This is a genomic window from Ruegeria sp. D4, from assembly GCF_056534475.1.
In genome coordinates this window covers 226340-245900 of record NZ_JBQFPJ010000001.1, presented here as the reverse complement: position 1 = coordinate 245900, position 19561 = coordinate 226340, and the positions used below count along the sequence as shown (strand labels likewise).

16 protein-coding genes are annotated in these 19561 nt (G+C 57.9%); 7 read left to right on the top strand and 9 right to left on the bottom strand.

Features of this window, described 5'->3' with window-relative positions:
• Nucleotides 1-4 precede the first annotated feature (4 nt).
• Both ACR0MI_RS01235 and hemA read right to left on the bottom strand, forming a co-directional pair.
• Nucleotides 5-1219: a helix-turn-helix domain-containing protein gene (locus ACR0MI_RS01235; protein WP_170610344.1), complete on the bottom strand. Its 1215-nt coding sequence runs from the start codon at nucleotides 1217-1219 to the stop codon at nucleotides 5-7.
• 130 nt (nucleotides 1220-1349) lie between these two features.
• Nucleotides 1350-2573, bottom strand: a complete 1224-nt coding sequence (hemA, locus tag ACR0MI_RS01230; protein WP_170816582.1) for a 5-aminolevulinate synthase — start codon at nucleotides 2571-2573, stop codon at nucleotides 1350-1352.
• Between the two features lie 327 nt (nucleotides 2574-2900).
• Between hemA and ACR0MI_RS01225 the strand changes: the two genes are divergently transcribed.
• Nucleotides 2901-4286: a dipeptidase gene (locus tag ACR0MI_RS01225; RefSeq protein WP_170610338.1), complete on the top strand. Its 1386-nt coding sequence runs from the start codon at nucleotides 2901-2903 to the stop codon at nucleotides 4284-4286.
• A 136-nt stretch (nucleotides 4287-4422) separates the two neighbouring features.
• Here the strand turns inward: ACR0MI_RS01225 and lpdA are convergent, their stop codons facing one another.
• Complete coding sequence (lpdA, locus tag ACR0MI_RS01220; RefSeq protein ID WP_170610335.1) at nucleotides 4423-5817, bottom strand: dihydrolipoyl dehydrogenase; 1395 nt, start codon at nucleotides 5815-5817, stop codon at nucleotides 4423-4425.
• A gap of 215 nt (nucleotides 5818-6032) precedes the next feature.
• Between lpdA and ACR0MI_RS01215 the strand changes: the two genes are divergently transcribed.
• Complete coding sequence (locus ACR0MI_RS01215; RefSeq protein WP_170610332.1) at nucleotides 6033-6467, top strand: hypothetical protein; 435 nt, start codon at nucleotides 6033-6035, stop codon at nucleotides 6465-6467.
• Here ACR0MI_RS01215 and ACR0MI_RS01210 read toward each other — a convergent pair.
• The 4 genes from ACR0MI_RS01210 to ACR0MI_RS01195 all read right to left on the bottom strand — a co-directional run bounded on the left by ACR0MI_RS01210 (nucleotide 6464) and on the right by ACR0MI_RS01195 (nucleotide 13006).
• Complete coding sequence (locus tag ACR0MI_RS01210; protein ID WP_170610329.1) at nucleotides 6464-7042, bottom strand: DUF924 family protein; 579 nt, start codon at nucleotides 7040-7042, stop codon at nucleotides 6464-6466. The genes ACR0MI_RS01215 and ACR0MI_RS01210 overlap by 4 nt on opposite strands.
• A 108-nt stretch (nucleotides 7043-7150) precedes the next feature.
• Nucleotides 7151-8422 carry an MFS transporter gene (locus ACR0MI_RS01205; protein WP_170610327.1) on the bottom strand — a complete coding sequence of 424 codons (1272 nt, stop codon included), beginning with the start codon at nucleotides 8420-8422 and terminating at the stop codon, nucleotides 7151-7153.
• 112 nt (nucleotides 8423-8534) lie between these two features.
• Nucleotides 8535-9581 (bottom strand): tRNA preQ1(34) S-adenosylmethionine ribosyltransferase-isomerase QueA, encoded by a 1047-nt coding sequence (gene queA / locus ACR0MI_RS01200; RefSeq protein ID WP_170610938.1) that lies wholly within the window; start codon nucleotides 9579-9581, stop codon nucleotides 8535-8537.
• Between the two features lie 44 nt (nucleotides 9582-9625).
• A complete protein-coding gene (locus tag ACR0MI_RS01195; RefSeq protein WP_480853423.1) occupies nucleotides 9626-13006 on the bottom strand; it encodes a YhdP family protein in 3381 nt (1126 codons plus the stop codon).
• A 72-nt stretch (nucleotides 13007-13078) separates the two neighbouring features.
• Here ACR0MI_RS01195 and ACR0MI_RS01190 point away from each other — a divergent pair, with 72 nt between their 5' ends.
• From ACR0MI_RS01190 to ACR0MI_RS01175, 4 genes are all read left to right on the top strand, one after another.
• Nucleotides 13079-13540, top strand: coding sequence for a peroxiredoxin (locus ACR0MI_RS01190; protein WP_170610321.1), 462 nt, complete (start codon nucleotides 13079-13081; stop codon nucleotides 13538-13540).
• Between the two features lie 94 nt (nucleotides 13541-13634).
• Nucleotides 13635-14447, top strand: a complete 813-nt coding sequence (locus ACR0MI_RS01185) for a ferritin-like domain-containing protein (protein WP_170610934.1) — start codon at nucleotides 13635-13637, stop codon at nucleotides 14445-14447.
• Nucleotides 14448-14629: 182 nt separating this feature from the next.
• The gene (locus tag ACR0MI_RS01180; RefSeq protein WP_170610319.1) at nucleotides 14630-15955 is read left to right on the top strand and encodes a DUF5930 domain-containing protein; all 1326 of its coding nucleotides are present in this window, start codon (nucleotides 14630-14632) and stop codon (nucleotides 15953-15955) included.
• The gene (locus tag ACR0MI_RS01175; RefSeq protein ID WP_170610317.1) at nucleotides 15945-16445 is read left to right on the top strand and encodes a bactofilin family protein; all 501 of its coding nucleotides are present in this window, start codon (nucleotides 15945-15947) and stop codon (nucleotides 16443-16445) included. The genes ACR0MI_RS01180 and ACR0MI_RS01175 overlap by 11 nt, the downstream gene beginning before the upstream one ends.
• Before the next feature lie 77 nt (nucleotides 16446-16522).
• Here the strand turns inward: ACR0MI_RS01175 and ACR0MI_RS01170 are convergent, their stop codons facing one another.
• Entirely contained in the window at nucleotides 16523-17287 is a 765-nt protein-coding gene (locus ACR0MI_RS01170; protein ID WP_170816584.1) for a hypothetical protein, read from the bottom strand.
• Between the two features lie 356 nt (nucleotides 17288-17643).
• Here ACR0MI_RS01170 and aqpZ point away from each other — a divergent pair, with 356 nt between their 5' ends.
• Nucleotides 17644-18333: an aquaporin Z gene (aqpZ, locus tag ACR0MI_RS01165; RefSeq protein WP_170610312.1), complete on the top strand. Its 690-nt coding sequence runs from the start codon at nucleotides 17644-17646 to the stop codon at nucleotides 18331-18333.
• A 21-nt stretch (nucleotides 18334-18354) separates the two neighbouring features.
• Here aqpZ and ACR0MI_RS01160 read toward each other — a convergent pair whose 3' ends face one another.
• Nucleotides 18355-19320: a DUF3179 domain-containing protein gene (locus tag ACR0MI_RS01160; protein ID WP_170610309.1), complete on the bottom strand. Its 966-nt coding sequence runs from the start codon at nucleotides 19318-19320 to the stop codon at nucleotides 18355-18357.
• Nucleotides 19321-19561: the final 241 nt, after the last annotated feature.

Below are 19561 nucleotides of genomic sequence, written 5' to 3'. Positions count from 1 at the left end.
AAGATCACTCGGACGGGGTTTCCGCCGCCTGCGTCTGCAACTCGGCGACCAGTTGCTTGAGCGCACTGTTCTGTTCTGCCTCAAGGTCGGCAACCTGGAACCGCTCTGCCACCGCGTCTTTCGACAGCACGACACCCTTGGTGACTGTACCGGGTGCCCCAACAGGACCGAAGTGTTCACCGTTCATCGAGAAGTAAACCGCGCCCGATGCCCCTGCCCGCAATTGAGGCGGTTCTTCGGTCAGCGGCACTTCGAATGTACTGCCTTTTTCGACCGTGCCCAGCGTCCCTTCGAACAGAATGCTGCCATCCGCCGCCGTGATCCGCATCCACGATGGGTTCACAGCTACGATCTTGAGGGTGGTGTCGATCTGTTCGACCACCTGCGGCAGCGCGGGGCGTTCGACAGTGTGAACCTCGGCCAGTTGAATTTCGGGCAGCTCCGGCGGGCGGAACGCGCCCACTTCCCGCGGATCAAGGGTCGAAATCGGTGCGTCACGCGCGACCAGAACTGGAACGTCCAAAGCCTGCGGGCGATAAAGGCGGTCCAGTGCCTCGGCGCTGGGTGTCTCCAGTGCCGCCACTTCCTGAACATCTTCTTTCGAACGCGCAGCATCCAAGGGATCAAGGTCGGACAGAACCACCGGTGCCTGTTCGACCGGGCTGACCTGAACCTGCTGAATCCGGTTCAGAACCGACCAGCCGCCATATCCAATGCCGCAGATGACAGCCACAAGAACCAGTGAAGATCCTATGGCGCGCGGCTCGATCTGACTTACGAACGATTCCCTGCCGGGCAGATACGGTGTGTTCGGAGAAATAAACGGGTCACGGCCCATCGGTCCCCGGGATGGCAGATTGCCTGTACCCTTGCGGATGACCGAAGCTTCGGCCGACATGCCGTGCGCAACCTCGAACCCGCTTTCCTGGCAGAACGCGGCGAAGGTATCATCCGGGTTCATACCCAGATAACGCGCGTAAGAACGCACATACCCGGCGATAAAGCCGGGCGTGTCGAAGGCGTCAGGGTCGGCGTTTTCTATCGCAGCGATGTAGTTGGCTTTGATCCGCAACTCGCGCTGAACATCCAGAAGCGACTTGCCCATTGTGGCGCGTTCGCCACGCATCACATCACCCAGCCGAACCTCGTAGTCGTCAAAACCCTTCGGTCTGACGTCGGTATCCTGTTCGGAATCGCGCTGAGATCTGCGCCCAATCATTCCTGCTGCCCCATTCTGCCTTCGCGTGTGTTTCACGCTAACGGCGAATCATCCCCAAAACGATTCGTCCGATGCTTTTGTTGCCGTTAGCTTAACACGCGTCAAACACGTTGCACACTTTGGTGTTAGATTAACCTGCAAGTTCGGCGCGATTTAGCGCACAATGTGACCAAAGTTCGTCCATAGCGTGTACAAGGCGGTCCATTTCGTTCGGACCATGCACTGGAGAAGGGGTAAACCGAAGACGCTCGGTTCCACGGGGGACAGTTGGGAAATTGATTGGCTGCACATAAATGCCGTAATCGTCCAACAGCATATCGCTCAGCTTTTTCGTGTGTACCGGATTTCCGACAATCACCGGAACAATGTGACTGCCGTGATCGATCAATGGCAGACCAAGCCCCTTAAGCCGCAGCTTGAGGATGCTTGCCTGCGTCTGATGCTGTTCGCGCAGTTCGGGCGCCCGCTTGAGATAAGCGACCGAAGCCGCCGCCCCGGCTGCAACCGCAGGCGGCAGAGAGGTGGTGAAGATGAAGCCCGGCGCATAAGAACGCACGGCATCGCACATTTTTGCGCTGGCGGCGATATACCCACCCATCACACCATAAGCCTTGGCGAGCGTTCCATTGATAATGTCGATGCGATGCGCCAGGCGATCACGCTCGGTCACGCCACCGCCGCGCGGGCCGTACATGCCAACCGCATGCACTTCGTCGATATAGGTCAGCGCGCCGAATTCATCGGCCAGATCGCAGATTTCTTCGATGGGGCCAAAATCGCCGTCCATTGAATATACGGATTCGAATGCAATCAGCTTGGGCGCGGCCGGGTCGTCAGCCTCCAGCAGCTCACGCAGATGTGCGACGTCGTTGTGACGGAAGATCCGCTTGGCCCCGCCGTTGCGGCGCACGCCTTCGATCATCGAGGCATGGTTCAGCGCATCGGAATAGATGATCAGACCGGGGAACAGTTTCGGCAGCGTGCTGAGCGTCGCATCGTTGGCGATATAAGCACTGGTAAACAGCAGCGCAGCTTCCTTGCCGTGCAGGTCAGCCAGTTCAGCTTCCAGCCGTTTGTGGTAGACCGTCGTGCCTGAAATGTTGCGCGTTCCGCCCGAGCCTGCTCCGGCTGCATCCACCGCCTCGTGCATGGCGTCCAGAACGACCGGGTGCTGGCCCATCCCCAGATAATCGTTGCCGCACCAAACAGTGATGTTTTGCTGCGAGCCATCCGGGCAATTGCGTACAGCATGGGGAAAATGGCCCTTGCGACGCTCGATGTCGATAAAGGTCCGGTAGCGCCCTTCTTCATGTAGCCTGGCAATCGCTGAATCGAGCTGAGCTGTATAATCCACCGGTCTCTCCTTGCACCCCGATCTGGTCGTCCACAACCGGGTAACTTACTTTATCAACTGGCACCTTTTCAGGCCATAGCGGCCAGGTTCCTACCCCGTCTGCCTATCCGTGTTGCGGGGCGGGCCACTTTGATTTGCATCAACTATCCCCTATCACAACGGCAGACAAGTAAAGTTACGGCCATCAGACGCGAGGAAACGACGCAGGCCGCCGTGTTTGGCACTTCGATTTCATCAGTATAGACCAAATTCCCGTCGATACACACTGGACGGCGCGGCCAGCACTGGTAGGCTCCGCGCAAATTCACAACCATTCAGGAGAAAGCAATGCCGCTTGACGCTGTTCTGAGCAGGATCGACGACGATCTGACCACTTCTATCGACCGTCTGATGGAGTTTCTTCGCATCCCCTCGATCTCGACAGACCCGGCCTTCAAGGAAAAGGTCGATCAGGCGGCAGACTGGCTGGTATCCGACCTGCAAAGTATCGGTATCGACGCCGAAAAACGCGTGACACCTGGTCACCCCATGGTTGTCGGTCATGTTGGTGACGACAATGACGCCCCGCATGTTCTTTTCTATGGTCACTATGATGTGCAGCCGGTCGACCCGCTGAACCTCTGGAACCGCGATCCCTTCGACCCGGCGCTGGAAGACACCGAACATGGTCAGGTCATTCGCGGGCGCGGCTCTTCGGACGACAAGGGCCAGTTGATGACCTTTGTCGAAGCTTGCCGCGCCTGGAAAGCGGTTCACGGGAAACTGCCCTGCCGCATAACATTCTTTTTCGAGGGTGAAGAGGAGTCTGGATCGCCATCGCTGGTGCCGTTCCTTGAGGCCAACAAAAAGGAATTGCAGGCTGACCTGGCCCTGGTTTGCGACACATCCATGGTATCGCGCGGTGTGCCTTCGATTGCATCGCAGCTGCGCGGAATGCTGAAAGACGAATTCACCATCGTCGGCCCCCGCATCGATCTGCACTCGGGCCACTATGGCGGCCCGGGCCTGAATCCTTTGCGGGAGCTGTCGAAAATCGTCGCCTCTTTCTATGACGATGAAACTGGACGCATTGCGGTTGATGGCTTCTATGAGGGCGTCCACGAAGTTCCCGCCGAACAGTTGCGCCAGTGGGAGGGCTGCGGATTTGACGAAGCCGAATACCTGAACTCGGTCGGGTACACACAGCCGCATGGTGAAAAGGGTTATTCCACGCTGGAACAGCAATGGGCGCGCCCAACGCTTGAGGTGAACGGGTTGTGGGGGGGCTACAACGGCGCGGGATCGAAAACCGTTATCCCGTCCGAGGCGCATTGCAAAATCACCTGCCGTCTGGTGGGCGACATGGACCCTGACGCGTTGCGCAACAAAATCCGCAAACATGTCGAAGACCGCCTGTCACCCGATGCCAAAGTTATCTGGGACAACGATCTGGAAGGATCCCCTGCTTCGGTCATGAACCTTGACCGCCCTGAATTCGAAGCGGCGCGCGGCGCGCTTTCGGATGAATGGGATCGCGAAGCGGTCTTCACCGGCATGGGCGGATCGATCCCTGTGGTTGGCTATTTCGATACGGTTCTGGGATTGGATTCGATGCTGGTCGGGTATGCCAATGACGATGATGCTATTCACTCACCGAATGAAAAATACGATGTGAAAAGCTTTCACAAAGGCATCCGCTCATGGGCCCGTATTCTTGACGCCCTGACCCGCTGAACCGGTTTTAGGCGAGGCTCTGCCTCGCGCTCCGGGATATTTGGGGCCAGATGAACAGGGGATCCTTCATTCATCTGGCTCAAAATATCCCGGGGGAGTCGCCTATAGGGCGGCGGGGGCAGCGCCCCCTGATGCGCTACATGTGGATTACACGCCCATAGGCATCGAGAACGCTCTCATGCATCATTTCTGACAGGGTCGGATGCGGGAAGACCGTGTTCATCAAATCTTCTTCCGTGGTCTCCAACTGACGCCCCACAACATAGCCCTGGATCAGTTCGGTAACTTCCGCGCCGATCATATGGGCCCCCAGCAACTCACCCGTTTTGGCATCGAATACGGTCTTGATCAGACCTTCCGGTTCACCCAAAGCGATGGCTTTGCCGTTGCCGATGAAGGGGAAGCGGCCGACTTTTACGTCATACCCAAGTTCCTTTGCCTTGGCTTCAGAATAGCCGACAGATGCAACCTGCGGCTGGCAATAGGTGCATCCCGCAATGCTCTCAGGTTTCACCGGGTGTGCGTGCTGACCTGCGATCAAGTCTGCGACCATGACACCTTCGTGACTGGCCTTGTGCGCCAGCCAGGGCGCACCGGCGATATCACCAATCGCATAAAGACCATCGACTCCGGTGCGGCAATATTCATCCGTCACAACATGGGTTCGGTCAATTTTGACGCCCAGCGCCTCGAGCCCCAGGCCTTCAACATTTCCGACAATGCCCACGGCAGAAATCACGGTATCAAAATCGTGCTTTTCGACCTTGCCCTTGACCTCGATATGGGCCGTGACTTTACCCTTCGCGCGATCCAGTTGCTTGACCATGGCTTTTTCCATGATCTTCATGCCCTGCTTGGTAAATGCCTTCTTCGCCAGACCGCTGATTTCCGCGTCTTCAACCGGCAGAACCCGATCCATGACTTCAACTACGGTCGTGTCGGCACCCAACGTGTTGTAGAAGCTGGCAAATTCGATGCCAATTGCGCCGGAACCAATGACCAGCAACTTTTTCGGCATCCGCGGTGGTTGCAGCGCATGCTTGTATGTCCAGACCAGATCGCCGTCGGCCTCGAGGCCCGGCAGTTCGCGCGCACGGGCACCGGTGGCCAGGACGATATTCTTGGCGGTCAGTTCCTCGGTCCCCTTGTCGGTTTTGACGCTGACTTTCCCTTTGGCAGGGATTGTTGCCTCACCCATCACGACGGTGACTTTGTTTTTCTTCAGAAGATGTCCAATTCCGCCCGACAGTTGGGCTGCAACTCCGCGCGAGCGTTTGACAACCGCGTCGAGGTCATAGCCGACCTTATCTGCGCTCAGGCCGAAATCCTTCGCGCGTTCCATCAGGTGGAAAACTTCGGAAGACCGCAGCAGCGCCTTTGTCGGGATACATCCCCAGTTCAGGCAGATTCCCCCCAAATGTTCACGTTCGACAACAGCGGTTTTCAGACCCAGCTGTGCGCCGCGAATGGCAGCGACATATCCGCCGGGACCGGCACCGATTACGATCAGATCAAAAGATTGTGCTGCCATGTGTTCCTCTCGGCGCAGGTCGATTGAAAATTAGTTTACCATTAAACTATTCTCCGCAATGCATCAATATACCGTCTCCGCGACAAAAGCGACGCACGGTCACCCAAATCGAAAGGCGCGGATTTCTGCCTATACCGACGGAAGAACGGGCGTTAGAACAAAAGCGGCGGAGTTCTCCGGCCTTTCCTGATCAAGCTTCTATAGAAAGATGCCTCATGGCCAAAACGCTTAAAGATCTTGTACTTGCCCTGCTGAACGCGACTTTGCTTCTGCTGGCGCTGTGCCTGTTTTTGGGATGGAAACTGGCTTCAACCCTCGAAGGGATAACAACCGGGTTTGCTGAAAAGCTGCAGGTCGTGGCGCCCCTGCAGGAACAGGCACAAGGTATCAGGGATGAGATCAAGGGGTTGCGGGATGAACTGACACTGATCCATGTAAATGGTGACGTTCTGGATAGCGCAGTAAAACTTCGCGTGACAACCGCACTGGATCGGTTGCAAGAAACACAGGATCGTCTGCAATTGGTTCAGGAGCGCTTCACTGATCTGTCAGAGTCCCCGGACGATTTGATCAACAATGCAATTCATACATCTGCCGACGCTATCGCCGACAGAGTCATCGCGATCCGTGAGTGTAAACCTGCGTCCTAGCTTGCGGCCTGCAATTCGCGAACGGTGGACCCGTAGCCACCTTTGCTTACATAAGCGGCCTCATGTTCCGTCATCTGCCGCGACAACGCTTCGTTGCGATAGGGAAAGCGACCAAACTTGCGGATAACTTCGCGATGCGCGCGCGCGTGCAACAGGTTGCCCGGGTTGCATTCGCTGAGGTTCTGACAAATCAGGCGTACACACCGTTCCTGATCACACAGATTTTCCGAATGCATCATCGGAAGATAAAAGAACTGCCGGGCGGGTTCATCAATCTTCAGATCCCAGCCTTTGTCGACCGAACATTTCGCAGCCGCCAGCGCTGCACGATCCGTCGAGAATGCCTTGCCAGAGCCCCGGAACATGTTTCGCGGGAACTGGTCCGTCAAAATGATGTAGGCCAAAGCACCGCTGGGATAGGTGAGCCAAAGAGAAAACTTGCCCTCTTTCGCGGCTTCCCAGGTTTTTAAGAACTTGTCCCGGATTTTCGCGTCCAGCGCGTCATCCTGAATATACCATCCTTCGGGGCCAACTTCATCTAACCAAAAACTCAATACTTCTTCAGGCGTAACCATTGCCGTCACTCCGTGCATTGTCCTCCCCAAGGACGTAACGTCATTTAAGGCCGTTTTACAGAAGTGTTACAGTAACATATTGCAACACTTGCGACATAAATCTGTGTCCTAGGCATCAACCCGCTCAGCCTGCTCGGCTTCGGCGGCTTCGATGGCAACCTCCTGCGCCAATTCAAACGCCACAGGCGAAGCCGTCGGGTAAAGGGTCGACATGGTGCCAGTTTCGTCGACCGGTACAGAAGCGCGCTGTGTCATACGGTATAGCGAATAGAAGGCCATCACGAATAACAGTGCGGCAATAAACAGAAAAAAGCCCGGTGGCCCGAAGATCGCATCGCCCATCAGCCAACCGGTGATCAGCGGGCCTGCAATTGCTCCAAGCCCGTTGATAAACACCAGACCGCCGGATGCGGCGGGCATGTCATCGTGGTCCAAGAAGTCGTTCGTGTGGGCAATCAGCAGGGAATAAAGCGGGTTGGACATTCCGCCGATCAGGAAGGCCGCGCCCAGAAGGATTGGAAACGATACGCCGAAAAGCATGGCCACTGTTGACCCGCAGCCACCCAGCGTTGCGACGACAAGGATCAGCACACGCCGGTCCATACGGTCGGAAAACCAACCCAACGGGTATTGCAGTACCATCGCGCCGATATAAAACGAGGCGACAAAGGTCGAGATTTCGACCAGCGAAAGCCCTGCCCGCGCGCCGTAAACGGCGGCCATGCCGAACTGAGCTGAAAAGACGCCACCCAGCAGGAACATGCCCACGCAGCCCAGGGGTGATATCCCCATTAGCTGAAGCAACGTCATGGGTTTGGCGGTGTCAAATGCCGGGGTTGGTGAAATCGACAGCAAGATGGGCGCAAAGGAGACCGAAACAAGGATCGATGCGATCACGAATGTCTCATAGCCTGCCGGGTCGCCGACCAGCATAAGGGCCTGAGCACTGATGATCCCCGCCATCTGCACAATCATATACAGCGACAGCGCCTGCCCGCGGTTTTCATTGCTGGCCGCGTTGTTCAGCCAGCTTTCAGCGGTCACATAAACACCGGAAAAGCAGAAACCGATTACGACGCGCCCGAGAATCCAGGCGATCGGATCGGTCAGCATCGGGTACATGATCATCACAGCCGAGATGAACGAGGCCAGCGCCGCAAAAACACGTACATGGCCAACTCGCCGGATCATTTCTGGCGCCAGACGGGACCCACCCAGAAATCCAAGGAAGTATGCCGACATAACAAAGGACATCTCGAGGGTCGAGAACCCTTCGATTTCGCCGCGGACACCCAGGATTGTACCCTGCAGGCCGTTGCCGATCATCAGCAACCCCATACCGAGAAGAAGCGCCCATGCGCTGGAAAGAACCTGAAGCATCGGGGCCTCCGAAAATTGCCAATCTATCTGTCCGCACCGCAGTCAGATCAAAAAACACTCTGATCGTGCTTGTCTATGATATTGCCAGCGCCTGATCCAGCGAACGCGCCATTCACGGGATTAAAAGCGACGCGTCTCCGTACGAAAAGAAGCGATACTTCCGGGCGATTGCGTTCGCGTAGACCTTGCGCATCCGATCCTGTCCCATCAGGGCCGAAACCAGCATCAACAAAGTGGATTTCGGCAAGTGGAAGTTGGTCATCAGCGCATCTGTGACGTTAAAACGAAAGCCGGGATAAATGAAGATATCCGTATCCCCTTCCCAGGCTTCGATCTCGCCATTTCGGGCCGCGCTTTCGATCAGACGCAATGCAGTGGTTCCCACAGGAATGACCCGCCCGCCCGCGGCTTTGGTCGCCCGGATATCGGCGGCGGCTTCGGCACTGACCCTGCCCCATTCTGCATGCATCTTGTGGGTTTTGACATCCTCGACCTTGACTGGCAGGAAGGTTCCGGCCCCGACATGCAGAGTGACATGAGTGATCGAAACACCCCGGTCCGCCAGCGCCTGCATCAAGGGTTCATCGAAATGCAACGACGCGGTCGGCGCGGCCACCGCGCCCGAATTTCTGGCCCAGATCGTCTGATAATCGGTCTTGTCTTGATCGTCCGCCGGACGTTTCGCTGCAATGTAAGGGGGCAAAGGCATCGCACCGGCCTGTTCAAGCGCCGCATCGAAATCCTGGCCCGTCAGGTTGAAGCGTAAAAAGGCCTGTCCGTCTGCGACGGTCTCCAGCGTCGCGCTCAGTTGGTCCGAGAAGCGGATTTCCTCACCCGGCTTCACCTTCTTCAACGGTTTGACCAAAGCGGACCATGTGCCATCGGACTGCGGATCCAGCAAAGTCGCCTGGATCGCGGCCGATACCGGCCCCTGCGCGCTGTCGCGATGGCGGTGTCCGTTCAGGCGTGCGGGGATCACGCGCGTATCGTTCAGTACCAGCCTGTCGCCGGGCTGCAACCAATCGGGCAGATCGAACACATGCCCGTCAGAAATTGAATCCCCCTGCGCCACCAGCAAACGGGCCGAGGAACGCGGGCTGGCGGGCCGCGTGGCAATCAGGTCTTCGGGCAGATGGAAATCAAAATCGCTGAGTTTCATGGCCGCGCCATACAAGGCCGCGATAGATTCGGCCACAGTTGCGTTCAATGATCTTTTGGGGGAGAACCGTAGGTGCGTTTGGGCTCATCCGGCTTGGGTGCCTGGGCATTCGGGCCATCCGACACGGTGGGTGCAGGGGCACGCATCAGGTCCCGCAGAAACAGGGGCGCCAGACCCGACAAAGGATTCACCGAAACCTTGGGATTCCTCAGCGGCCCCTTCAGTGTGTAGTTGAAGCCAAAAACACCTTCGCCCTTTCGGGTCAAAACGCTACCGATGGCATTCACCAGGTAGATGGGTGAGATCGCCCCGCGCAAATTCAGTCGCTGGGCTACAGTATCAATGCTTCCGTCAAAAGACAGGCCCATCGACGGCCCAACCGCGCTGCCGCTGAGCACCTTGATCTCTGTCGGCGTGATCCGCATCCGGCTGTCGATTGCCGAAAAGAAAATGCCCTGCCCTGCCATTTCATCCACCAGCCCCACCAGGCTTATTGCATTCAGAAGCGCCGCCATGGCTGGCGCATCCTTGATCCGCGTATCTACGATCTTTAGGATAACGTCGTAATTTCCGGGACCTGCAACCGGCTCAAGTTGCAGGTCAAATCCTCCGCCCCGCGCCTGCGTTATCACCCCGGCCGAGCGCAAAACCGCCCCCGCGTCCTGTGATTTCAGGGTAACGGCGCTGCGCCCCGCGCGCGGCGTGACCTGACCCTGTACGGTCGCCCCGCCATTGACCTGTGCAGTGAAACCGCCATTGACGCCCCCGGTTGTCGCAAACGCGCCTTTGAAACCGGTCAATGCAACGGCTTCCGTGATCTGCAGTCGATCCAGCGCGACGTTCAGTCTTGGCCCTGCCCCTGCACCACCACCGCCACTGCTTTGGCCAAAGGTTGCCTTTGCCATGTTCATGACACCGCCCAGCACCCGAATGTCCGGGGCCCCGGCCCCGCGCGCGATCAGTTCGGCAGGCACGGCCAGCCAATCACCCAAATCGAACGAGCTGAAGCTGACCCGGTCGAACGCCCCCCCTTCGCGGAACGAAATCGACGCCTTGCTGCGCAGCCCTGCTGCGTCGATCTGCAACTGATCCACCTTCAACTGATCGCCGAGCGTCGCTTCGACATCCATCGTGCCCGCGCTTCCGTCAGCTTTACGCCAGCCAAGTTCCGGTACCGCCAGACCAACGCCGACAAGATCAGACGTCGCCGTCAGCCTTGGCGGCTCTCCTCCACCGATGCCCAAATCGAAATCGGCCGTCCCCTGCCCGGTCAGCATCCCGTTTGGCAGGCCGGCCTTGAGTTCATCCATAAGGCGGGGTGAGAGTTCAATCTGGCCGCTCAAGGTGCTGCGCTGCGCACCGCCGGTGACAATCGGCTGGTTCCAGCGCGCCTGTACCGGCACAGCACCGAACAAACCGTAACCTTCAATGGCAATGCCGTTCTGATCACCGGTCAGCGTCAGACGATCCGCGCTGACGGTGAAACCAGGCACCAGCCGGTCGCTGAACAGGTTTCCCAGCTCACCGATGAAATGAAACTCGGTATCGTCAAAATCCAGCCCCTTGTGCATTGGCAAGGCCAGCGTGCCTTCAACCTTCAGGTCGCCATCCGCCAGTTCAACCGGCAGATTTGCCTTGCTCATCAGTTGCAATGGTGGGCGCTCCAGCAGTGACAGGGCCGCCGTTGTGCTGCCGCTTGCCTGAATACGTGCGATGGCCGGAGAGGACTTCTTGATACCTGTATCAGGAATAATGAAGGACGTGCCCGATGCGTCCACGGGCCCACCTACGTCAGGGATCACGACCCCACTTTGCGCGGTCACGGTGAACCGGTCGCTCAGCAGGCTTGCCTGCCCCTGTGCGTCCTGGACCGGAGGCAACGTTTTTGCAAATCGGACAGTCGTTTCACTGAACCCGAAGTCCAGATAGATATCGGGCTTAGCTCCCGGTTGCAGCCGCAAAGCAAAATCCACGTTCGAAAGATTGCCTTGGTAGACGTTCTCGGAAACCCATTTCCTGGGTTTTGGGGCCAGATGCTCGGGCCAATAGTTCAACAGATCGTCGGACGGCATTTTATCCAGATGAGCATCCAGCCCTCCGGCCCAGCCTTCGGTCAGACCTTCCAGCCGACCCGACGCAAGCAAACGGTGGCTGCCATCCTCAATCACCATTTGGCCAAGTCGCAGGCGAAATGGGGCAAGCTTCATCTGGAAATCAAGCTCGGCACGCGACAGTTCGAGCGTCTTGGGAAACAGATTGGCCGGGTTGATCCGGATGGCGCTCAGCCTCAGCTGCGATGACAGGCTTTCAAGCACATTATTTTCCAGACCGTGCAAAAACGCCTTGCCGTCGGCATGTACGGACCCCCATGCCGACTCGATGGACACCTCGTTGAAATCCAGCGTCTGGCCTTTGGGATCGTAGGTGAAATACGTGCGCGCGGCTTCAAACGGGATCGGTTTGATATCTGCTGTAGGCTGCACAGCACCCGCCCCGAGGTTCAGCGTTGCAAACACCGGACCCAAAGCACCTTCGGTATCGAAACTGCCGCGCAACGCGCCAGAGATCGGGGTCTTGAGCACCTGCAACCACGACAGTGCCAGACTTTGCCCGGCAATATCCTCGGAGGGCAGATCAGTAATGGAAATGCCGAAACTGGCCTGCGGCGAACCCAGTGTACTTGTGTAATTTGCCTCGATCGTGCTGGCGTAATCGCGCCCGGTCAGTACCGAAAACCCGGTGGCAAGCCGCATCTCTTCCGCGCTGCGAATGGCCTGAATGTGGCCCCCGTCCAGAACCCAGGACCGGCCCAGGCGCAAATCCTGATAGCCCAGAGTGATCGCATCCAGTTCCACCGACGTCAGAGCGGACAGGAGCGGCGACAGGAATATCTCGTCGGCTTCCTCGATCAGTTGTGCCAGATCGGGCGCCTCTTGAACCGGCGCGCTGCCGGAGCCGACGGTCAGTGTCAGCGCACCGTCCAGCCCCCGGGTCAGGTCGATCTGGGCACCGCTGAGCATGATACGCTTGGGCCGCACGTTACCGCGCAACAGGGGGCGCATCGCCAGGCTGGCCTGCAAGTCAGAAACCTGTGCGATTTGCTGACCTGCCGCATCGCTGATACTTACGTCGCTCAGCCGCAATCTGGGTCGCCACCCTTCGTGGATAACGAAAGTGACATCCCCAAAGCGGATCTGCAGCCCGCCCAGCGTCCTCTCCAGACGTTCTTCGACCCGGTCGCGCAGCCAGGCGGGCGCATGCATCGTCTGGCCCAGAACCATGAATCCGGTGAAAAGACCCAACAGAACCAACAGCGCGACACCCCGCATCGCCCAAAGGCTGGCGGCGCGGCGACGTGACCGCCGGCGTGGAGGCTGGCTGGCCTCTCCGGTCTGCTGTTCTTCGTTTTCCGTCAAAGCGTTCACTACACCTTTCAACCTGCTCGTGCCGCCCTATAGTCCGCTAAACCGAACTTGACCAATTCAACGGAGTTTCCAATGCCCGATGTTTCAGACATAGCCCCCGATTTCGCCCTGCCACGGGACGGAGGCGGTGAAATTACCTTGTCGGACCTGCGCGGCCAAGCCGTCGTCTTATTCTTTTACCCCCGTGATGATACGCCGGGCTGCACCAAGGAATCCATCGGTTTCTCGGAACAACTTCAGAGCTTTGCGGAAGCTGGCGCTCAAGTTTTCGGCATCTCGAGGGACAGTGTGGCCAAGCACGACAAATTCGTCGCCAAGCATGGACTGACCACACCGCTGTTGTCAGACGAGGGATCGACCACTTGCGAGGACTACGGGGTCTGGGTGGAAAAGAACATGTATGGGCGCAAATCCATGGGGATCGAAAGATCAACCTTTCTGATCGACGCTGATGGTCGGATCGCCCGGGTCTGGCGCAAGGTCAAGGTGCCCGGTCACGTCGACGAGGTGCTGGAGGCTGTACGCGCACTTTAGGTTCGGCCCCCTCGACCCAGGCGACCATACGGTCTATCAACCGCGCGACACCAGGCTACTGCGGAGGATACACGTGTCCGACACGCTGACGACGATGGCGACCGAAGTTCTGAACACGGCAGATGGGCGGGCCAAGACCGCGCTTTCCAAGCGCCATGCCGCCGCATGGTTTGCTGCCCGCAAGGGTGAAGCGCCGCGGATTGAAATCGGCACCGCCACGCCACCTCTGAACCCGGCACGGCCTGAAAAGCCCGAACTTCGGTCGCCGCGCGACGTACCCAAACGCCGCCCCGGCTCCGAGGCCGGTCGCATCGCGCTGTTACACGCAGTGGCCCATATCGAGCTGAATGCAGTGGACCTCCACTGGGATATCATCGCCCGGTTCGGTCACATCTCCATGCCGATCGGGTTTTATGACGATTGGGTCAAATGCGCCGAAGAGGAGTCGCGCCATTTCGAAATGGTCTGTGATTGCCTTGAACAGATGGGCAGTTTCTATGGCGCCCTGCCCGCCCATGCCGGAATGTGGCGCGCGGCTGAAGATACGGCCGACGATTTGATGGGGCGGCTGGCCGTGGTGCCAATGGTGCTGGAGGCACGTGGTCTGGACGTCACGCCGGGCATGATCGAAATCTTCCGCAAGGCTGGTGCAGATGAAGCCATCGCCGCGCTTGAGGTGATCTATGCCGAAGAGGTCGGCCACGTGGCGTACGGCTCGAAATGGTTTCATTTTCTGTGTGGACGCGAAAACGCCGACCCAAAAGACGTGTTCCACCAGCTTGTCCGGCGCTACTTTCATGGCGCCCTGAAACCACCTTTCAACGAAGAGAAACGCGCCGAAGCGGGACTGCCTCCGGATTTTTACTGGCCCCTCACTGAAGAGATGCCATTGCCGGGAAGCACATGATCTGGGGGCCAATGCGGCTGTTTAGGCAAAATCCCGCCGACAATTGGCCCGTTACTGGCTGTTAAGTTGTCTCTCCGGTCAACAAACTTGCCCAAATCGAACCGGCCCTCTATGCACTTCGCCCAAGGGACGGCTATCACTCACGACCGATCCCGGAAATGGGGACGAGAGAGGGAAGACGCGTGCGAACACGTCTGGCAATCAAAATTCACTCACTGCTCGAGCGGCACTTTCCCGAGCGCAGAGTTTTTCTGAAATCCGACCAGGACACCCGGTTCATACGGCTGAGTTCCGAAACCCAGATTGCGGCGGTTGCCGGTGTGGCCATCATGGTCGGCTGGACCGCCGTTGCCACGGCGATCCTGCTGATGGACAGTATCGGGTCGGGCAATTTCCGCGATCAGGCAAGGCGCGATCAGGCGACATATCAGGAACGGCTGAATATCATCTCGGAAGAACGCGACGCGCGCGCGCAGGAGGCATTGGCCGCGCAGGACCGGTTCAACGCCGCGCTTGAGCAGATTTCCGTAATGCAATCAGAGCTTCTGGCATCGGAAAACCGCCGCCGCGAATTGGAAACCGGGATCGACGTGATCCAGACCACGTTGCGCGCGACGATGAAGCAGCGCGAAGAGGCGCGAACCGAGTTGGCCCAAGTGCAACAGGGCACCGATGGGGGCGACGTCTACATGGCCGCTGCCGCGAACCCCGCGCAAATGGATTTCATGACCGAAGCGCTGGCGCGGACGGCGCAGGAACGCGATCAGATCGCCGCCAATGCCCGCGATGCGTTGGATCAGCGTGACGAGCTTGAACTGGAAATTCGCCTGATGCAGGAGCGCAGCGACGAGATTTTCCGGCAACTGGAAGAAGCGATGGTCATTTCTGTCGAGCCACTGGATAAGATGTTCCAGCAGGCAGGTATGCCCACAGACCGTATCATCGAAGAGGTCCGGCGCGGATATAGCGGTATGGGCGGTCCGCTGACCCCTTTATCCTTCAGCACGCGCGGTGAGGAGTTATCTCCGGAAGAAATCCGCGCGAACCGTCTGCTGCAGCAGATGGACCAGTTGAACCTCTACCGTATTGCGGCGGAAAAAGCGCCCTTTGCGAGCCCGGTGCGTGCCGCGGTGCGATACACCAGTGGGTATGGCACCCGTCGTGACCCCAAAACCGGTGGGCGCCGCATGCACAATGGTGCAGATTTTGCCGGACCGCACGGCACGGATATCTTTGCCACGGCCGATGGCGTTGTCACCCATGCGGGCTGGCAATCAGGCTTTGGGCGGCTGGTTAAGATCAAGCACGCGTTCGGACTTGAGACACTTTACGCTCATAACACAAAGATCCGCGTGAAGGTCGGTCAAAGGGTCTCGCGCGGGGATCATATTGCTGATATGGGTAGCACCGGACGGTCAACCGGCACGCATCTGCACTATGAGGTGCGGTCGAACGGGAGACCTGTGAACCCAATGACTTACATCAAGGCTGCGAGAAATGTTTTCTAAGAGCAAAATCAACGAGCCCGGTTCCAAGGCACCTGAAGCGGCCAAGCCGGCCGCCCCGGCAACACCGGCAGCACCCACCTCAACGGAGACCAAGGCCAGCACTCCGCCCAAGCCGAAGCCACCGGCTTCGGTTCTGTCGTCGGACCTGCACATCACAGGCAACATCAAGACGTCCGGCGACATCCAGGTGGAAGGCACCGTCGAAGGCGATATTCGCGCCCATTTGCTGACCATTGGCGAGACGGCCACCATCAAGGGTGAAGTGACCGCCGATGACGTGGTGATCAATGGCCGCATTGTCGGCCGGGTCCGCGGCCTGAAGGTCCGCCTGACTTCGACCGCACGGGTTGAAGGCGACATCATTCACAAGACCATCGCCATCGAAAGCGGTGCGCATTTCGAAGGTTCGGTGCAGCGTCAGGACGACCCGCTGAACCCTGGCCGCAGCGGCAAGTCGGGTGCTAACCCGGCAGCGGAAGTCAGCCAGTAACCTCTGCTGAAACAGAAAATGTCTGGAAAACGCCGCAGCAACACTGCGGCGTTTTTCTTTGACTGCATCTGGGCCTTCTAGGTCTCACGCTGGTTCCACGTGGCATTGGTTTCTATGATTCCCGCAACTGCAATTGCCTTTTCGGCAAGTTCTGCCTTGGTGTCGTCTGCAAAAGCCAACTTCTCAAACCTCTGATGCATCTCTTTTGATGTGTAGAAGTCGAATATTCTGGAGTTGTTCGGGCTTGGCCAAAAGGCGGTGATCCAAATCGCCTCGCGACCAGGTACGCGACCGGCGCACCAGTCGTTCCAGAAACGGCAGACCAGCTTGTCATCGGCAACATCCGCAACCTGCGCCAGCAGGGTTTCCAATGGCCACCCACCCAGGTTGAACATACAGATCGTATCATCCAGGTAATCATGCCCTTGCCGGTCGATCTCGCGCATCAGGAAGAGGCGCTGAAACCGATCGAGCACATTCCATTCCTCGGCTGACCAGTTATCCGGGTTGCCGGTTTCAAACCGGCTCAGGCTGACTTCAAGCCCGTTCGAGCTGACGTCTTCATCACATGCCAGAACTTCCAGTATACTTGGCAGGAGATAGGCCCAAATTGTCTTATCGACGCCTTTCGGATCACATGCCGCAAAGAACCAATCCCGAATATAGTGCAGAGGCAGGTCTTCAATATCCGGATTGAAGAAATCCGCTTCGATGGACGCCTCCATGCAGCACCCTTCGCAGACGCCGGTTCGTGTTGGCTTGGGGTAGGAAAAAACGCGATATGCATCTTCGATGACACCGGCGAACGGATGGTCTCTGGGAAGTTTTGCACTAGTTGGCATTTTCTGTTTTTGACCCATCCAAGATTTGACCTTGATCGCAAACGACTGAATAAGACTTACTGCCGAGGTCCCGTCACAGAAACACTCATCAGGAATTTACACAATATCTCGGGCCTCGGATGTGATGTGCGTGCTGCAGTCGGCAACTGGCGGTCAATAGAACATCAGCTCAGGATACTAACACGACGCGGGTTTCGCGCCCTCTATGCTCAGGCGAATGAGCAGCGAAGCCAGGGCGTCCTCGACAGTCTGTTAAGTACGGTCCGGTTTCGCAAAAAAGCTCTCCGATTTCACTAGTTTCACAAAACGTGTTTTTTGAACTAACCTGAAAATCATTGTTTTCTGGAGGACTTTTGATGTCATCAAAACTAATGGCAGAGTTTTTCGGCACCTTCTGGTTGGTGCTGGGCGGGTGCGGCAGTGCGGTACTTGCTGCAGGTGTAGCTGATGTTGGTATTGGCTGGCTGGGCGTTTCCTTTGCGTTCGGCCTGACCGTGCTGACAATGGCCTATACGGTCGGGCATATTTCAGGCGGACATTTCAACCCTGCCGTCAGCCTGGGGCTTATGATTGGCGGCCGGTTTCCGGCCAAGGATCTGTTGCCCTACTGGGTCGCGCAAGTGGTTGGCGCGATTGTTGCGGCGATTGTTCTGTATATGATCGTCAGCGGCGCACCCGGTTTTGAAGGCGTGGGCGGGTTTGCATCGAACGGGTACGGTGATGCATCGCCCGAAGGGTATTCGATGATGTCTGCACTAATCATCGAGATCGTTCTGACGGCGTTCTTCATTCTGATCATTCTGGGTGCGACATCTGCCGGCGCGCCTGCGGGTTTTGCCCCGATTGCAATCGGTCTGGGCCTGACTCTTATCCACCTGATCTCGATCCCGGTCACGAATACGTCGGTCAACCCGGCGCGGTCGACCGGTGTGGCGCTGTTTGCGGATGGTCCGGCGCTGGCGCAGCTGTGGCTGTTCTGGGTCGCGCCGCTGATCGGGGCCGCGATCGGAGCGGTAATCTGGAAAGTAATGTCCCCAGAAGACTAGGGCGAATTCTGTCGGAGACCGTTAAGGGCGGCCTCCGACCATCCATTGCCCGTTCGGCCAGAAGGCATGAAAGGCAAAGGCAAACATGACATCATGGACAACGTCCCTGCCCTTGTCATCCCGCACGCGGATCGATCCGATATCACGCCCTTTTGCTATCCGTCCCGTGTCCAGCGCCGAGGCCTGACCCGGTGACCACCGTATCGTCAGCCCCGCTTCCTGCACTTCATGTTCTTCGCTCAGGCGCGTTAGGGGCCACGCCTTGTCCCCCACCCGAACGACCCGTTCAAGCGGTGGGATACCGTGCGGCGGGTCTTGTCCGGAGTACAGAAACGGTCGACGCGACGTGTCATAGCCCCGATAGGGGTTCCGCCCATAGTCGCGGTTGTAGGCGGGTTCTGCCATCACCAGCCCGTCGGGATTGCGGGCGCTGAAATCGGCCCAGCTTTCCATCCAAACCGGCAAAGTCCTGAGTTCGCGACCTGTCATGCGTCCGACAATGGCCTGACCCGTCGCCTGCTGCCACCAGCTTTGGGTTTCGCGGTCATACATCACCATATCGGAATGACGCAGTTTGCCGGTGACGCCAAAACTCAACACACGATTGGACAATCGCCGATCAAACACGATGGCCGAGTTGCAAAGCGGGCAAAATGTAACGGCGATGGGGGTGCTGCCGATACGGTCGTTCACGATCTCATGCCACATCAGATAGCGGATTGGATAGGCGCGTGGCGCGGCTCCCGCCAGTTCCACAGTTATCACAGGTTCGACATCTGCAAGCGAGCCGCTGGAAACGCGGACAAAGCCGGGATCGTCCAATGCCGGAATCCCATCTTTCGGTGGGCCACCGGACCGGATTTCCGACCAGTTCGTTACTGCGGATTTTCTGAAATCGGTCTCCGGCCATTCCGCACGCCATTCATCAGGGCCGGCTCCTGTGGCCGTGGCCCAAATCATCAACGCACATGTAAAGAGAACGCGCATCAGCCCACCTCTTGACGTTCTGACATGCTGACGCAGCTTTCCCCCTTGGACCAGACCGATACACGCAAAATTGAATGCACCGGATCGGGGCAAAGAAGCTGCCGCTGGCACCCAATTCTGTCGACATCATCAGCCAAAATCATGGGCCGTCAGAACCGGCGCACCATTCAAGGAGGCTATCCTGACGGATTTTTCACAGGCAATCGCCGATGCGATCCCTGCTGCTGCAATGTTGACATTG

Coding starts and splice junctions, on each gene's coding strand:
- ACR0MI_RS01190 (WP_170610321.1), top strand. CDS start 13,079: ATGCCCGATGTTTCAGACATAGCCCCCGATTTCGCCCTGCCACGGGAC.
- aqpZ (WP_170610312.1), top strand. CDS start 17,644: ATGTCATCAAAACTAATGGCAGAGTTTTTCGGCACCTTCTGGTTGGTG.
- ACR0MI_RS01160 (WP_170610309.1), bottom strand. CDS start 19,320: ATGCGCGTTCTCTTTACATGTGCGTTGATGATTTGGGCCACGGCCACA.
- lpdA (WP_170610335.1), bottom strand. CDS start 5,817: ATGGCAGCACAATCTTTTGATCTGATCGTAATCGGTGCCGGTCCCGGC.
- ACR0MI_RS01205 (WP_170610327.1), bottom strand. CDS start 8,422: ATGCTTCAGGTTCTTTCCAGCGCATGGGCGCTTCTTCTCGGTATGGGG.
- ACR0MI_RS01210 (WP_170610329.1), bottom strand. CDS start 7,042: ATGGTTACGCCTGAAGAAGTATTGAGTTTTTGGTTAGATGAAGTTGGC.
- ACR0MI_RS01225 (WP_170610338.1), top strand. CDS start 2,901: ATGCCGCTTGACGCTGTTCTGAGCAGGATCGACGACGATCTGACCACT.
- ACR0MI_RS01215 (WP_170610332.1), top strand. CDS start 6,033: ATGGCCAAAACGCTTAAAGATCTTGTACTTGCCCTGCTGAACGCGACT.
- ACR0MI_RS01185 (WP_170610934.1), top strand. CDS start 13,635: ATGGCGACCGAAGTTCTGAACACGGCAGATGGGCGGGCCAAGACCGCG.
- queA (WP_170610938.1), bottom strand. CDS start 9,581: ATGAAACTCAGCGATTTTGATTTCCATCTGCCCGAAGACCTGATTGCC.
- ACR0MI_RS01175 (WP_170610317.1), top strand. CDS start 15,945: ATGTTTTCTAAGAGCAAAATCAACGAGCCCGGTTCCAAGGCACCTGAA.
- ACR0MI_RS01170 (WP_170816584.1), bottom strand. CDS start 17,287: ATGCCAACTAGTGCAAAACTTCCCAGAGACCATCCGTTCGCCGGTGTC.
- ACR0MI_RS01235 (WP_170610344.1), bottom strand. CDS start 1,219: ATGATTGGGCGCAGATCTCAGCGCGATTCCGAACAGGATACCGACGTC.